Annotated in this window: 14 protein-coding genes; 9 read left to right on the top strand and 5 right to left on the bottom strand. The window is 38.0% G+C overall.

From position 1 onward, the window contains the following. Window positions 1-165 precede the first annotated feature (165 nt). The 4 genes from HC728_RS02495 to alr all read left to right on the top strand — a co-directional run bounded on the left by HC728_RS02495 (window position 166) and on the right by alr (window position 4,014). Complete coding sequence (locus HC728_RS02495; RefSeq protein ID WP_370539778.1) at window positions 166-1,158, top strand: FAD:protein FMN transferase; 993 nt, start codon at window positions 166-168, stop codon at window positions 1,156-1,158. 11 nt (window positions 1,159-1,169) lie between these two features. Beyond that, window positions 1,170-1,403, top strand: a complete 234-nt coding sequence (gene nqrM, locus HC728_RS02490; protein WP_005418142.1) for a (Na+)-NQR maturation NqrM — start codon at window positions 1,170-1,172, stop codon at window positions 1,401-1,403. A 112-nt stretch (window positions 1,404-1,515) separates the two neighbouring features. Then, window positions 1,516-2,613 carry a DNA polymerase IV gene (gene dinB / locus HC728_RS02485; protein ID WP_190395114.1) on the top strand — a complete coding sequence of 366 codons (1,098 nt, stop codon included), beginning with the start codon at window positions 1,516-1,518 and terminating at the stop codon, window positions 2,611-2,613. A gap of 189 nt (window positions 2,614-2,802) precedes the next feature. Further along, on the top strand, window positions 2,803-4,014 hold the full coding sequence (gene alr, locus HC728_RS02480; RefSeq protein ID WP_063653214.1) for an alanine racemase: 1,212 nt from the start codon (window positions 2,803-2,805) through the stop codon (window positions 4,012-4,014). A 113-nt stretch (window positions 4,015-4,127) separates the two neighbouring features. Here alr and HC728_RS02475 read toward each other — a convergent pair whose 3' ends face one another. Further along, window positions 4,128-5,582 (bottom strand): aminoacyl-histidine dipeptidase, encoded by a 1,455-nt coding sequence (locus tag HC728_RS02475; protein WP_017018582.1) that lies wholly within the window; start codon window positions 5,580-5,582, stop codon window positions 4,128-4,130. A gap of 830 nt (window positions 5,583-6,412) precedes the next feature. Here HC728_RS02475 and HC728_RS02470 point away from each other — a divergent pair. From HC728_RS02470 to HC728_RS02450, 5 genes are all read left to right on the top strand, one after another. Beyond that, window positions 6,413-7,705 (top strand): NCS2 family permease, encoded by a 1,293-nt coding sequence (locus HC728_RS02470; protein ID WP_012534046.1) that lies wholly within the window; start codon window positions 6,413-6,415, stop codon window positions 7,703-7,705. Between the two features lie 37 nt (window positions 7,706-7,742). Further along, the gene (gene gpt, locus HC728_RS02465; RefSeq protein WP_005418150.1) at window positions 7,743-8,201 is read left to right on the top strand and encodes a xanthine phosphoribosyltransferase; all 459 of its coding nucleotides are present in this window, start codon (window positions 7,743-7,745) and stop codon (window positions 8,199-8,201) included. Window positions 8,202-8,345: 144 nt separating this feature from the next. Then, a complete protein-coding gene (gene frsA / locus HC728_RS02460; protein WP_190395099.1) occupies window positions 8,346-9,584 on the top strand; it encodes an esterase FrsA in 1,239 nt (412 codons plus the stop codon). A gap of 168 nt (window positions 9,585-9,752) precedes the next feature. Further along, window positions 9,753-10,862, top strand: a complete 1,110-nt coding sequence (gene proB, locus HC728_RS02455; RefSeq protein WP_011261449.1) for a glutamate 5-kinase — start codon at window positions 9,753-9,755, stop codon at window positions 10,860-10,862. Between the two features lie 14 nt (window positions 10,863-10,876). Beyond that, on the top strand, window positions 10,877-12,133 hold the full coding sequence (locus tag HC728_RS02450) for a glutamate-5-semialdehyde dehydrogenase (RefSeq protein WP_190395098.1): 1,257 nt from the start codon (window positions 10,877-10,879) through the stop codon (window positions 12,131-12,133). A gap of 78 nt (window positions 12,134-12,211) precedes the next feature. Here HC728_RS02450 and lipA read toward each other — a convergent pair whose 3' ends face one another. The 4 genes from lipA to HC728_RS02430 form a co-directional block, all read right to left on the bottom strand. After that, a complete protein-coding gene (gene lipA, locus HC728_RS02445) occupies window positions 12,212-13,177 on the bottom strand; it encodes a lipoyl synthase (RefSeq protein WP_190395097.1) in 966 nt (321 codons plus the stop codon). Beyond that, on the bottom strand, window positions 13,170-13,847 hold the full coding sequence (lipB, locus tag HC728_RS02440) for a lipoyl(octanoyl) transferase LipB (RefSeq protein WP_017018579.1): 678 nt from the start codon (window positions 13,845-13,847) through the stop codon (window positions 13,170-13,172). The genes lipA and lipB overlap by 8 nt, the downstream gene beginning before the upstream one ends. A 134-nt stretch (window positions 13,848-13,981) precedes the next feature. Beyond that, window positions 13,982-14,251, bottom strand: coding sequence for a DUF493 family protein YbeD (gene ybeD, locus HC728_RS02435; protein ID WP_005418162.1), 270 nt, complete (start codon window positions 14,249-14,251; stop codon window positions 13,982-13,984). Window positions 14,252-14,385: 134 nt separating this feature from the next. Continuing rightward, window positions 14,386-15,561 carry a serine hydrolase gene (locus tag HC728_RS02430; RefSeq protein ID WP_005418164.1) on the bottom strand — a complete coding sequence of 392 codons (1,176 nt, stop codon included), beginning with the start codon at window positions 15,559-15,561 and terminating at the stop codon, window positions 14,386-14,388. Between the last annotated feature and the right edge of the window lie 135 nt (window positions 15,562-15,696).

The following is a 15,696-nucleotide window of genomic DNA, read 5'->3' as shown; positions in this document are numbered from 1 at the left end:
CTGAGTCAGCCTTTTTTCGTATTTATGGTCCGTATTTAACCTGACAAAGTACAGGGTTATAGGTTTAGCAAACAAACTTAAATTTATATTCCTGTGTATTGTTTGTATTTAAAGGAGTTGGCAGTGTTTGTCAGTTTTACTCAGTTAATTCATAAAGCAAAACTTATTTTATTATCTTGTTTTGCCCTTATTTTACTTGCTGGTTGTGGTGATCAGCGTGAGCAAGTGTATCTGAATGGCCCTACGATGGGGACAAGCTATAATATTAAATATATAAGCAAAGATGGACTGCCTAAATCTGAAGACGTTCATGCGGAGATAGATAAGCGATTAGAGCTTGTTAATGACCAAATGTCGACTTACAGAAAAGATTCAGAGTTGAGTCGCTTTAACCAAAGTAAAGAACTGACCCCATTTACCGTATCAAAAGATACAGCAACAGTTATTAAAGAAGCTATTCGATTAAATAAAGTTACTTTAGGTGCACTTGATGTAACTGTTGGTCCTCTTGTTAATCTATGGGGATTTGGCCCAGAAGCTCGACCAGAAGTCGTTCCTACTGATGAAGAATTAAATGCACGACGTAAAATTGTGGGTATTCAGCATTTAACAGCTACAGAAACCACGGTTACAAAAGATATTCCTGAGTTATATGTTGATTTATCAACTATTGCAAAAGGTTGGGGTGTTGATGTTGTTGCGAATTATCTAGAAGATCTTGGCATCACTGATTACATGGTTGAAGTCGGTGGTGAGATGCGAGTGAAAGGCAAAAATAAAGAAAATGTTGCTTGGCGTATCGCAATTGAAAAACCATCAGTTGATGAGCGTGCGATTCAAGAGATTATAGAGCCGGGTCATCATGCAGTAGCGACATCTGGTGATTACCGTATATACTTTGAGAAAGAGGGTATCCGTTACTCTCATATTATTAACCCAATTACAGGTTACCCTATATCAAATAAGGTAGTATCTGTAACGGTACTCGATAAATCATCAATGACGGCCGATGGACTTGCTACGGGTTTAATGCTTCTTGGTGAAGAGCAAGGTATAGAGGTTGCTAATAAACACAATATTCCTGTTTTCATGATAGTGAAAACGAAAGATGGCTTTAAAGAGATAGCATCTGAAGCCTTTAAGCCTTTTTTGAAGTAAGTGAGTAAATAATGAATACATTTCTGATTACATTTTTTGTTTTCTTAGCGGTGATTGCTGCAATGGCTATTGGTTACATCATTCAGCGTAAAGTTGTAAAAGGTAGCTGTGGTGGTCTTGGTGCTGTTGGTATTGATAAAGTTTGTAATTGTCCTGAACCATGCGATGCCCGCAAAAAGCGTGAAGCTAAAGCAGCACTTAGAGCTGAAAAATTAGCAGCATGGGAAAAAGACCGTATCGCATAATTAATACCTCATAATTCCATTTTTAAACAGCACCTATTATTGGTGCTGTTTTTATTTGAATAAAAAATGGTTCAAAGTTATTATTAACTGTGTTTTTATACAGTTAATTTTTATGAGTATCGACTACCAATTACCTTCTTCGAAGCAAGTAACTAGAAATCAAAAGATTATTCATATTGATATGGATTGCTTCTATGCGGCTGTTGAAATGCGAGATAATCCCAGTTTACGCAATGTACCTTTGGCGGTTGGGGGGCATGAACGTCAACGAGGTGTACTAAGTACTTGTAATTATGAAGCTAGGAAGTTTGGTATTCGTTCTGCTATGCCAACAGGTAAAGCATTAAAATTATGCCCAAATCTCGTTGTTGTACCGGGCCGAATGCAGGTCTATAAAGAAGTATCTCACCATATTCATCGTATATTTCGACGATATACCGATAAAATTGAACCCCTCTCATTAGATGAAGCGTATTTAGATGTTAGTGATTGCTCACTTTTACACGGTTCTGCAACATTAATAGCAGAGCAAATCAGAAAAGATATTTTTAATGAGCTTCAGCTTACCGCTTCTGCTGGAATCGCCCCACTTAAATTCTTAGCTAAAATTGCATCAGATCTTAATAAACCAAATGGACAGTATGTTATTACTCCTGATTCCATGATGAACGAAATTAAGGGGTTACCTCTAGAGAAAATTCCAGGAGTAGGAAAAGTAAGTTTGGAGCGTCTTCATCAATTTGGATTGTATACTTGTGAGGATATACAAAAGAGCGATCAAAGAGATTTATTACTGAAATTTGGCAAAATGGGTGCATCATTATGGAAAAGATCGCATGGTATTGATGAGAGAGAGGTTATTACAGAACGTAACCGAAAATCTGTGGGAGTAGAGCGCACATTTACACATAATATCAGTAGTTTTAATGAATGCTGGGATGTTATCGAAAATAGGTTATTTCCTGAGTTAGAAAAAAGGTTATTAAAAGCGAATGGTTCAACTTTTATTGCCAAGCAAGGGATTAAAATTAAGTTTGCTGACTTTCAACAAACGACAATTGAACATGTACATCATAACTTAACGCTACCATTTTTTAAGGAGCTGTTAGAAGAGGTGTTAGAAAGGCAAAAGGGAAGAGAGATTCGTTTAATTGGATTAAGTGTTACGCTCAAAGAGAAAGAGTATTTTCAACAATTACAACTCATTTAATGATGAATAATATAATTTAGTGTTTCAGTATTGAGATTTTAATATAAATTCCATTTAAATTTATTGATTTTTGATTAAAGTTAAATCAGTTGGTTCTTATTTGCACTGTTTCTGTAGAGGTTAAAAAAACGACGATATATAATTCCCTTTCGAGTTTTCGAAATAATTATTATATAAAAACGGTTGTTTATGAAGTTTACTAAATGTGCATTAGCGTTAAGTTTGGCATTACCAAGTATCGCTAATTCAGCTCCACTTCTTTCTTTAGATACATTAACAAATCAAGAAAAAATTCAACAAACTAACGCATGGTTAGAGATCGATACCCAAGCTTTCCAAAATAATATTGATACTTTAAGAGCATCATTAGAGCAAGACACAAAAGTGTGCGCCATAATGAAAGCGGATGCTTATGGTAATGGTATTGAAGGTTTAATGGCCTCAGTTATTGAGCGCAATGTTGAATGTATTGGTATCACAAGTAATGAAGAAGCTCGTATTGTGCGTGCTAAAGGTTTTGTCGGCGAACTAATGCGCGTTCGTGCGGCATCACCGAATGAAATTGAATCTGGTTTACAATATAAAATTGAAGAGTTAATTGGTTCAAGTGAACAAGCTAATATTATTGCGAAATTAGCAAAACAGAACAACACGATTATTCCTGTGCACCTGGCTTTGAATGCTGGTGGTATGGGTCGCAATGGTTTGGATTTATCACAACCTCAGGGTAAGAAAGAAGCATTAAACATTGCCTTTAATGGACATGTGAACATTGTTGGCATTATGACTCACTTTCCAAATGAATCTGTCGATGAAATCCGCACTAAATTAAACCTTTTTAAACAAGAGAGCCAATGGTTAATTGATGAAGCACAATTAAACCGTGATGATATTACACTGCATGTGGCAAATTCATACACCACAATCAATCTACCTGAAGCGCACTTAGATATGGTTCGTCCTGGTGGTCTTCTTTATGGTGATATGCCAAATAATCCTGAATACAAACGCATTGTTCAATTCAAAACATCTGTGGCTTCTTTAAACTATTTACCAAAAGGGAGTACTATTGGTTATAGCAGTACTTATGTGCTAGGGCGCGATTCTATTTTAGCTAATTTACCATTAGGTTATTCTGATGGTTACGTTCGTTCTATTGGTAATAATGGTTACGTACTGATTAATGGCCAAAAAGCGAATGTTGTTGGTGTAACATCAATGAATACCACAATGGTAGATGTCACTGATATTAAAAATGTGCAGCCTGGAGATGAGGTTGTATTATTTGGTAAGCAAAATGAATTCACTATTGAGGCGAAAGAAATGGAAGCATTCAGTAGCCGTAGCATGCCTGAACTTTATGTTATTTGGGGTTCTACAAATCCTAAGATCTACAAATAGACGTCGGATTGCACGAATTTAAGTAAGAGAAATTAGGTACTTATTTAGATTATAATTGCGTAAATAAAAAACGGTCAGCATGTGCTGACCGTTTGTTGTTTAGTTAGATAGCATTATTTTTTAGGAATATTTTCTAAAATAGCCACCATTTGTTCCCAGTATAATGCAACAGTATCAATCTTCACTTTCTCATCTGGAGAGTGAGGGAATTTGATTGTTGGGCCAAATGAAATCATATCCATTTCTGGGTAAGGTTTCTTAAATAACCCACACTCAAGACCAGCATGAATCACCATGATATTAGGTTTATTGCCGTAAATACCTTCATATACATCACGGAAAACGTGCATGATCTCTGAATCCGCATCAGGTTTCCAACCAGGGTAAGTACCTGAGAAAGTGACTTGAGCACCAGCTAGCTCAGCAACAGATGAAAGCATACCTTCAACCATGCTACGGCCTGAATCCATTAATGAACGGATAAGACATAGAATAGTAATGCTGTTTTCGTCAGTGGTGATCACACCAACATTTAATGACGTCTCAACTACACCTTCGATATCATCGCTCATGCGAATTACACCGTTTGGACATGCATTTAGTGTTGCAATAAAACGAGATTGAGTGTTCTTTGTTAGTACTTGTTCTGCAGATGCTGTTTCGTTAAAGCTAACGATATCTGTTTCTACTTTGCCTAATTCATCTTTTAATAGGTTTGTATAGAAAGTAAATAATTCGGCTAATTTAGCTTCATTTTTGGCAGGAACTGCAATAGTAGCAAAAGCTTCACGTGGAATTGCATTACGTAGACTACCGCCACGGAATTCAACAAGGCGTAAATCAAGCTCTTGTGCGTGACCAGCTAAAAAACGACCTAGTAGTTTGTTAGCATTTCCACGGCCAGTATGAATATCACAACCTGAGTGACCACCCTTTAAGCCTTTAAGTGTAATTTGGCGCGTGATGTAACCAGAAGGAAGGGCTTCACGTTCAATGTCTAATTTGATAGCACCATCGGCACCGCCAGCACAACCCATGTAAACTTCACCTTCTTGCTCTGAATCTGTGTTTAAAAGGATATCACCTTCTAACCATCCTGCTTCCAGACCAAAAGCTCCTGTCATACCAGCTTCTTCATCGATAGTTAATAATACTTCTAGAGGGCCGTGTTTTAGCTCTTTTGATGCTAACACTGCAAGACAAGATGCCATACCCATGCCGTTATCAGCACCAAGCGTTGTTCCTTTTGCCGTTACCCACTCACCATCAATGTACGGTTGAATTGGATCTTTAGTGAAGTCATGCTCTGTATCTTCATTTTTTTGTGGAACCATATCGATATGAGCTTGTAGGACTACGCCTTTACGATCTTCCATGCCTGGTGTTGCTGGTTTTTTAATAAAAACGTTACCAGTAGGATCACGACGCACATCTAGACCTTCAGTTGTTGCCCATTCAATAATGTATTGAGCCAATGCTTCTTCATGTTTTGAAGGGTGAGGAATAGAACAGATTTTGTCAAAAAATTGCCAAAGAGGTTGAGGGGTTAGTTGACTGATCTCAGACACAAGAATCTCCTTTATGAAAACGGTTTTTACTTATTAATGCTCTAATTATTTGAGTCATTGTTTGTTAATACAATTCAGTATACCTCTGAATCTAGCGAATTACTCTGTTTGATATTCTAAATGGAAAAACAATTTAAAATGATGAAATGACAGACGATTAAATGAGCAGCATTCGCAAACGGTTTCGTAATAAAATTACATTATTAGTATAGTCAATAAGCTATTTTCTGTTTTTTATGTGAGGTTCGTCATGTTTTTGTTGTAATTTAATTTCTTGGTGGTATAGTTATCTCATCTGCTGATAAGGCAAATAGAAATGCTCATAGGATGAGTCCGATTTATCGCCTCCAAGGAACCGAGATCAATTTAAAATGTTAAAAACTATCAATTGATAAGGTGATGTTATGTCTTTTTTAAGTTCTTCAAAATTCTGGAATCAACGCTCTGTATACACAAGTCAATTTGTGTACCCAATGTGCTTTGGTTACTAATAAAACTTCGGTTTTATACGTTAAAGTAATACCCCTATAATTGGAATTCTATTCTACCCTTATGGGCAGTTAATTCTCCGCCATTCAAAACTATTTTGGATGGCGTTTTTTTTATCTAAAAAATATTAATCACTTCCACACTCTTTTTATTTTTCATTCTAACTAATTGAATCATTAAATTAATTTCATGATCGTAAGATTAGTGCATTCACTTTATTTACTGTTTGCTTATTAAAAGGGCAACTATCGCTAGAAATTAGCATAATTCCACTTTATAATTCTCAGCCAATCGATTACGCAAACGTTTAGATTGCATAAATTCACTAGGAAATTACTCTAATGCTTGAGAAATTATTTCAACTAAAAGCTAATGGTACGACTGTTCGTACTGAAGTTATAGCTGGTATAACCACGTTTTTAACCATGGCTTATGTTATTTTCGTTAATCCAGCGATTTTGGCGGATGCGGGAATGGATAAAGGGGCTGTATTTGTCGCAACTTGTATTGCAGCAGCTATTGGCTGTTTCATTATGGGATTTGTTGCAAATTTCCCGATAGCTCAAGCTCCAGGTATGGGACTTAATGCCTTTTTTACTTATACCGTTGTTTTAGGTATGGGTCATACATGGCAAGTCGCTCTTGCTGCAGTATTTATGTCAGGGGTTTTATTTATTCTTCTTAGCTTATTTAAGATTAGAGAATTAATTATTAACTCAATCCCTCTTTCTTTAAGAACGGGCATTTCTGCCGGTATTGGGTTATTTTTGGCATTTATTGCACTAAAAAATTCAGGGATTGTTGTTGATAACCCTGCGACATTGGTTTCAATGGGCCACATTAACAGTTTTCCTGCTGTTATGGGGGCATTAGCTTTCTTTTTAACCATTGCTTTAGTGCATCGTGGCTATAAAGCTGCTGTTATGATTGCTATTTTGGCTGTAACCGCACTTGCATTGCTTTTTGGTGATGTTCAGTATGCTGGTGTAATGTCAATGCCGCCAAGTATCGCACCTACCTTTTTACAATTAGACTTTTCTAGTGCGTTTGAACTAAGCATGCTAACAGTAGTATTTGCATTCTTATTCGTCGATTTATTTGATACAGCGGGCACTTTAGTTGGCGTATCACAGAAAGCGGGGATCATGGACAAAGACGGCAATATCCCTCGTTTAAATAAAGCGCTACTTGCTGACTCAACAGCGACATCAGTTGGTGCTTTATTGGGTACTTCAAATACGACATCGTATATTGAAAGTGTTGCAGGGGTAGCTGCAGGTGGTAGAACTGGTTTGACAGCTGTTGTTGTTGGTATTCTGTTCTTACTTGCATTGTTTTTTGCTCCATTAGCAGGAATGGTTCCAGCTTATGCAACCGCTGGTGCTTTGTTCTATGTCGCGATTTTGATGATGTCAGGTCTTGTTAGCATTGATTGGCGAGATCTTACTGAAGCAGCCCCAGTTGTTGTGGTATGCTTATTAATGCCGTTAACCTTTTCTATTGCTGATGGTATTTCATTAGGCTTTATTTCTTACGCTGCAATTAAGTTGCTTAGTGGTAAAGGTCGCGAAGTTCATATCAGCGTTTGGGTTCTAGCTGCATTATTCACGCTGAAATTTATTTTTACGGCATAGTCGTTGATGACTGTGTCACTTAGAGGTTTTGTCAATTATGGCTAATAAATTTGTAATCACTTGGGATAACATGCAGATGTATACTCGTCAGCTTGCTGAACAGTTACTTCCTGCCGATCAATGGAAAGGTATTTTGGCTGTGAGCCGTGGTGGCTTAGTTCCTGCTGCAATCTTGGCTCGTGAGTTAAATATTCGTCATGTTGATACAGTATGTATCTCAAGCTATGACCATGATCATCAGCGTGATATGACGGTTGTTAAAGCGATGGAAGGTGACGGTGAAGGTTTCATTATCATTGATGATCTAGTAGATAGCGGTGATACTGCGGTTAAATTACGTGAAATGTACCCTAAAGGTAAATTAGTAACGGTATGTGCTAAACCTGCAGGCGTACATCTAGTAGACGCCTATGTTGTAGATATCCCACAAGATACATGGATTGAACAACCTTGGGATATGGCGGTAACTTACGTCGATCCTATTGCTAAAAAATAATTAGCAAAAAAATTTTTAATAAAATGACTCTTTTATAGGGTCATTTTTTTTATTCAAAACTTAATTTTATTCGCTTCTTCATATTCCTTATTCTTCTTTCAGTATATAGTGAGAAGATGAATATGTTGTTGATTGGTGGTAGATATGCCTCAACCAGAGAGTGAAAACCTTTCAGTTAAATTGTTTAAAAATCATAAGCAAGCATTAGAGACGTCAGGCTTGGTTCCTTATCTTCCGAGTAGTTTGGGGCAATTGGAACAAAGTGGGCGCACTTGGTATCGTGAATTACGCCGACCACAATGGATATGGCAAGGCGTAGATGCAATAGAGCTTGAATCCATATTGGCTCGTATTGCAAATAGTCAAAAGCATCGTTCTCGTGATGAATGGTTAGATACCGTAAGCGGTTATCATTCTGGAAACTGGGCCTATGAATGGATCCATGCGGGAATGGAACATCAAAAAACGGCTTCAGAACTGGATGGCGATGAGGCGGCAGAAGCGTATTTTAAAGCCAGTTTGTATTTTAGCGTGGCAGGTTATCCTCATATAAAGGGAGATAATTTAGCAATTCAATCACAAGTGTTAGCTAGTCAAGCCTATGATATGGCAGCAAAACAAACGTCTCACCGTGTTGAAAAAATACTTGTGCCGTACCAGGGAAGAAAAATAACCTGTTATTTGCATTTACCCAATACAGAAAAGCCATTGCCTGTCGTTATAGTGAGTGGTGGTATGGATTCATTACAAACGGACATGTGGCGTTTGTATCGTGACTTTCTTGCTCCTAATAATATGGCGATGTTGACATTAGATATGCCATCAATAGGCCATAGCTCCCACTGGCCATTAAGTGAAGATTCAAGTTGTTTGCATCAAGCTGTATTGAATTATCTTCCAAATATTCCGTGGGTTGACCGTTTTCATGCTGCTGTTATGGGATTTCGATTTGGTGGTAATGTCGCATTGCGTCTTTCGTTTTTAGAGCCAAATCGATTAAAAGCGTGTGTTGCATTGGGCGCTCCTGTTCATCAAATTCTGACCAATTCAACAAGATTAAAAACCATGCCTAAAATGTATCTTGATGTGTTAGCTTCAAGGTTGGCTAAGCAAGTTGTTGATATAAATAGCCTTACAAGTCAAATGCAAGCATGGTCGCTTAAAAATCAAGGTTTCTTGTCTGGTGGGCGAAAAACATCAGTTTCTGTTTTGGCTATTGGTCTGAAGGATGATCCTGTTTCACCTAAGTCAGATAACAAATTAGCGGCGCTCTTTAGCAAATATGGTAAAGGGGTTGAGCTAAATAGTAAGACATTACATAGTGGCTATGAAGAAGCATTAAAGCAGATGATTGAATGGATCAAAGAGGAAATGAAGCAATAGTTTCTCTATTTATTAATAGAATTAAAGTGAAATGTTATTAAATGCTATTTTAAGCTTGTACTGTTCTGATTTGCTTGCTAAAAGTAGTGTCAGTTTTACCAACAACGTTACGATGATTATCGTCGTAAAATTTACATCATTTATTTAAGTAAAATAGGTAGTAGGGAATTGAATACACAATCTCAAACCATAGTAGTTAAGCTTGGTACAAGTGTACTCACCGGTGGCACATTAAAATTAGATAGAGCACACATGGTCGAATTAGTTCGCCAATGTGTTCAGCTAAAAAAAGCTGGCCATCAAGTTATTGTTGTTACGTCTGGCGCAATTGCTGCTGGCCGTGAGCATCTTAACTACCCCGAACTACCCAAAACCATGGCTAACAAGCAGTTATTAGCTGCTGTTGGTCAAAGTTGCTTAATTCAAGCATGGCAAAGTTTGTTTGGTATTTATGGTGTCGACGTAGGTCAAATGCTATTAACTCGAGCTGATTTGGATGATCGTGAGCGTTATTTAAATGCACGAGATATGCTTCAGGCGCTATTAAAAAATAATATCGTTCCTATCGTTAATGAAAATGATGCGGTAGCAACCAATGAAATTAAAGTTGGTGATAACGATAACCTTTCTGCATTAGTCGGTATTTTAGCGGGTGCAGATAAATTATTATTGTTAACAGACCAATCGGGTCTATTTACCGCTGATCCACGTAAAGATCCAAAAGCAGAATTAATCAAAGAAGTTCATACTATCGATGAAACACTACGCAAGATAGCTGGCGGAAGTGGTACAACACTTGGTACCGGTGGTATGGCGACGAAGTTGCAAGCTGCTGATGTGGCGCGCCGAGCGGGTATCGAAGTAATTATTGCCGCTGGTAGTGCTGAGAATGTAATTACTGATGTTGTGAACTCTAAACCTCAAGGTACGAAGTTCTTACCTGTTGAGTGTGCTCTAGAGAGCCGTAAACGTTGGATCTTAGCTGGACCTCCATCAAAAGGCAGCATTGTTATTGATGAAGGCGCTGTTAATGCAGTTCAACAAAAAGGCAGCAGTTTATTAAGTAAAGGTATCACTGAAGTATCAGGCCATTTCGTTCGTGGTGGCGTAGCGAAAATTGTGAATACAAAAGGTGAATTGATCGCTCGTGGTATTTCACGTTATTCAAGTGATGACTTATCTAAGATTTTAGGAAAACACAGTCAGGATATTTACGCAGTATTAGGCTACGAATATGGCCCTGTAGCTATCCATCGTGATGATTTAGTACTGATTTAGTAAAAGGATATATTGTGAATTTAACAACTATGGGTCAAGCAGCTAAAGCCGCTGCATTTGACTTAGCTGTTGCTCCAACAGCGCAAAAGAATAAAGCACTTGCAATTATTGCTGATGAATTAGAAGCAAATAAAGATGCGATATTGGCTGCCAATGCAAAAGACATTAAAGCGGCTGTAGAAGCTGGTATTTCTGAAGCGATGCAAGATCGTCTTCTATTAACTGAAGAGCGTTTGGTTGGTATTGCTAATGATGTGCGTAATGTTATTAATCTGAACGATCCTGTAGGTAGTGAGATTGATAGTAAAGTCCTTGAAAACGGTATGTCATTATCACGCCGTCGTGTACCTATTGGGGTTATCGGTGTGATTTATGAAGCACGACCAAATGTAACTATTGATATTGCTTCCTTGTGTTTAAAAACAGGTAATGCAAGCATTTTACGTGGTGGTAAAGAGACGTTTTTCTCTAACATGGAATTGGTAAAAGTTATTCAAGTCGCTTTGGAAAAAGCAGGATTACCAGCGGCGTCTGTTCAATATATCGAAAAGCCAGATCGTGAATTAGTGTCTCAACTTCTGACTATGGATGATTATGTTGATATGATCATTCCACGTGGTGGTGCTGGTTTACATAAAATGTGTAAAGAAAACAGCTCTATTCCTGTGATCATTGGTGGCTTTGGTATTAGCCATGCGTTTGTTGATGAAAGTGCTGACCTAGAAAGAGCATTAGTTGTTGTTGATAACTCAAAAGCGCAGCGCCCATCAGCATGTAATGCACTCGATACCTTATTGGTTCATGAAGCGGTCGCACCACAGTTTTTAGCACTACTTGCCGATAACATGGCAGGCCGTGTTGAGTTAGTTGCAGAGCCTAAAGCGTACGCATTATTAAAAGAGTTTCAAGGCGTATCATTACGTGAAGCGCAAGAGGGCGATTTTGATACCGAATGGCTAAGTTATACATTAGGTGTCAAAGTGGTGGCAGATGTAAATGAAGCTGCTGCACATATGCAAAAGCATAACGCGAGTCATTCAGATACCATCTTAACTAACAACATTGAATCGGCAGAGAAGTTTATTAATATGGCTGGATCTGCTGCGGTATATGTTAATGCATCAACACGCTTTACTGATGGCGCTCAGTTTGGCTTAGGTGCAGAAGTTGCAGTATCTACTCAGAAGCTTCACGCGCGTGGTCCAATGGGCTTAGAAGAGCTAACAAGCTATAAATGGGTTGGTAAAGCAGATTACCTAATCCGTTCTTAGTTCTAACTCTAAAGTATCTATAAACAAAAAAGGTTGACGCCAAAACGTCAACCTTTTTTATTATTCAGACCCTAGACCTTACTTAACTTCTTCGCCTTTAGCTTGAAGATCAGCATGGTAAGAAGAGCGAACAAAAGGACCACAAGCAGCGTGAGTAAACCCAAGCTCTAATGCAATTTCTTTTAACTCATCAAACTCAGCAGGTGGAACGTAGCGCTCAACTGGTAAGTGGTGACGACTTGGTGCTAAGTATTGACCTAAAGTAAGCATGGTTACACCATGAGCTCGTAAGTCTTTTAATACTTCAACAATTTCTTCTTTTGTTTCACCTAAGCCCATCATTAAGCCCGATTTAGTTGGAACGTTCGGGTGCTGCTCTTTGAACTTTTTAAGTAGATCTAAAGACCATTGGTAATTCGCTCCTGGGCGTACTTTACGGTATAAGCGAGGAGCCGTTTCTAAGTTATGGTTAAATACATCTGGTGGGTTATCGATCATCGCTTCAAGAGCACGATCCATACGACCACGGAAATCTGGAACCAATGTTTCAATGCGGATTTCAGGATTTAATGCACGAATTTCGCGGTTACAATCTGCAAAATGCTGAGCACCGCCATCACGTAAATCATCACGGTCAACCGAAGTAATTACCACATACTTCAATTTCATATCTTGAATTGTTTTAGCCAGTTTTTTTGGTTCTTCAGCTTCTGGTGCAACAGGACGGCCATGGGCAACATCACAGAAAGTGCAACGGCGGGTACAGATAGCACCTAAGATCATGAAGGTTGCAGTACCGTGGTTAAAACATTCAGCGAGGTTAGGGCAAGACGCTTCTTCACATACCGAGTGAAGATTATTCTTACGCATTGCTGATTTGATATCGTCGATACGTTTACTGCTAGCAGGAAGTTTGATTTTCATCCATTCAGGCTTACGTAGTACTTCTTTTTGCTCTGTAGGCATGTTTTTAACTGGAATTAATGCCATTTTATCGGCATCGCGGTATTTTACACCTTTTTCCATTTGGATTGGCTTACTCATGATTGCTGCTTTCCGTTAAATACTCGATATCAATGTAATCAAGTAGTGTTGTTAATTCTTTAATCAGTAAAGGATGAACATCTTCGACGTGTTCTACTTTATTCTCTACTGTCATGTTATCTTTAACTAAGTCATGAAGTTGGGTCATTTCCATACCAGCATAACCACAAGGGTTTATACGTAGGAAAGGAGATAAATCCATATTAATGTTAAGTGCTAATCCATGGAATGAACACCCTTTACGGATACGTAATCCTAATGAACAGATTTTTTTATTATCAACATACACTCCCGGAGCATCAGGACGTGCAGCTGACTCAACATTAAAATGACTTAATGTATTGATTACGGTATTTTCAATATGCGTTACTAATTCACGTACACCAATGTTCTTACGTCGCAAATTAATTAATACATAAGCAACTAATTGACCCGGACCGTGATAAGTCACTTGCCCACCTCTATCGCTTTTTACAATAGGGATATCACCAGCAGCAAGAACGTGTTCTTCTTTACCTGCTTGTCCTTGTGTAAATACAGGGTTATGTTCCACTAGCCATACTTCATCACATGTATTTTCATCACGTTCATCGGTAAAAGTATGCATTGCTTTCCATACCGGTTCGTAATCTTGTCGACCAAGATTTTTAACCACTAGACGTTTGTTCAATTAGATCACACTAGGTTGAAAATTTGCCTAATGATAGCAAGGATAGAAGGGAAGGAATAGATAAGAAATGTAGGGGTATATCAAAAGATCAAAAAGGTAGGCAATATTATCAACTAATATTGCCTATCATTTTATTATAGAACCATACGAACGATTTCGATTTCCGCTAGTTCTTTATAAAGCGTCTCTACTTGCTCAATAGAGGTTGCTGTAATGCTAACAGATACTGAGTGGTAGTTACCTTTGCCACTTGGCTTTACTGCTGGTGTGTAATCGCCAGGAGCATGACGTTGGATTACTTCAAGAACAAGCTCAGGTAGCTCTTCATGAGCAAGGCCAACGGCTTTGTAAGTAAATTTACATGGGAATTCTAGAAGATCTTTTAGCTTTGGTTGCTCTTGCATAACCGTCTCCAATCGAGAGTGGATGATATATGTTGAGAATATTACTGTGACCTAGGTCAGATAACAAGTGTTAATCCAGTAAATTAAAAAGGCAACCGAAGTTGCCTTTTATGTATTCTAAGTTTAGCTGAATATTAGCTTAACCAGCCTTTAAACATTAGAACAATGTAATCGATAAGACGGCTAAAGATACCACCTTCTTCAACATCATTTAGAGCAAGTAGTGGGTATTCAGCAATGTCTTCACCATCGATTTGGTAGTAAAGTTTACCAACAACATCACCTTTGTAGATAGGTGCTTCAAGCGTTTTTTCTAATACAAAGCTTGCGGTCATTTTCTTAGCTTGGCCACGCGGTAAAGTTACATACGTATCTTCTGCAACACCTAAAGCAACTTCATCGGTGCTACCCATCCATACTTTTTCAGTTACGAATGTTTCATTTGCTTTATGTGGTGAAACTGTTTCAAAGAAACGAAAACCGTAGTTAAGTAATTTTTTACTTTCTGCTTTACGAGCGTTACCTGATTTAGTTCCCATAACAACAGCAACTAAACGCATTTTTCCTTCTGTTGCTGAACTTACTAGGTTGAAGCCAGCACCGTTTGTATGGCCTGTTTTAATGCCATCAACGTTCATGCTTTTATCCCACAATAGACCATTTCGGTTGTATTGAGTGATACCATTGTAAGTAAATGATTTTTCAGAATATACGCGATATTCTTCAGGCACATCACGGATTAAAGCTTGACCAATTAATGCCATATCGTAAGGCGTTGAGTATAGGTCATCACGATCAAGACCATGAACGTTAGCAAAGTGTGTGTTTTTCAGATTTAATGTTTTTGCCCACGCGTTCATTAGGTCAACAAATGCATCTTCAGATCCCGCTACGTGCTCAGCCATTGCTACACAAGCATCGTTACCAGATTGAATGATAATACCTTTATTAAGTTCACGAACTTTTACAGTACTGCCCACTTCGATGAACATTTTTGATGAACCAGGGAAGTTTTTAGCCCAAGCATTTTTGCTGATAACTACATCGTCATCCATTGAAATGTTGCCACTTTCAATTTCTTGACCGATAACATAACTTGTCATCATTTTAGTTAAGCTTGCAGGGTTCATACGAACGTTCATATCTTTTTCAGCCAATACTTTGCCTGAATGATAATCCATTAATACGTAGCCTTTAGCTGCGATTTGCGGTGCATTTGGAATAACCGCAGGTGCTGCTACAGCAACGGTTGAGCCTAAAATAAAGCTCGATAAGATAAGTCGTTTTAACTGTTTCGCTGAATTTTTCATAATAATAACTTTGCACTGTGAGGTAGTGAAACTGCGTACATAATAGCAGATTTGAATATCATAACCAGATGTGTAATTAAATAACTGATTTTATATGAAAAGAAAGATAATAAAAATTCATCTGCTCTTTTTATG

Source organism: Aliivibrio sp. S10_S31, from assembly GCF_014694495.1.
Taxonomy (GTDB): domain Bacteria; phylum Pseudomonadota; class Gammaproteobacteria; order Enterobacterales; family Vibrionaceae; genus Aliivibrio; species Aliivibrio fischeri.
Note: the sequence above shows the minus strand (reverse complement) of the source record. Positions and strands in the feature narration are given on the sequence as shown.

Coding starts and splice junctions, on each gene's coding strand:
- alr (WP_063653214.1), top strand. CDS start 2,803: ATGAAGTTTACTAAATGTGCATTAGCGTTAAGTTTGGCATTACCAAGT.
- nqrM (WP_005418142.1), top strand. CDS start 1,170: ATGAATACATTTCTGATTACATTTTTTGTTTTCTTAGCGGTGATTGCT.
- gpt (WP_005418150.1), top strand. CDS start 7,743: ATGGCTAATAAATTTGTAATCACTTGGGATAACATGCAGATGTATACT.
- lipA (WP_190395097.1), bottom strand. CDS start 13,177: ATGAGTAAGCCAATCCAAATGGAAAAAGGTGTAAAATACCGCGATGCC.
- HC728_RS02470 (WP_012534046.1), top strand. CDS start 6,413: ATGCTTGAGAAATTATTTCAACTAAAAGCTAATGGTACGACTGTTCGT.
- frsA (WP_190395099.1), top strand. CDS start 8,346: ATGCCTCAACCAGAGAGTGAAAACCTTTCAGTTAAATTGTTTAAAAAT.
- dinB (WP_190395114.1), top strand. CDS start 1,516: ATGAGTATCGACTACCAATTACCTTCTTCGAAGCAAGTAACTAGAAAT.
- HC728_RS02430 (WP_005418164.1), bottom strand. CDS start 15,561: ATGAAAAATTCAGCGAAACAGTTAAAACGACTTATCTTATCGAGCTTT.
- ybeD (WP_005418162.1), bottom strand. CDS start 14,251: ATGCAAGAGCAACCAAAGCTAAAAGATCTTCTAGAATTCCCATGTAAA.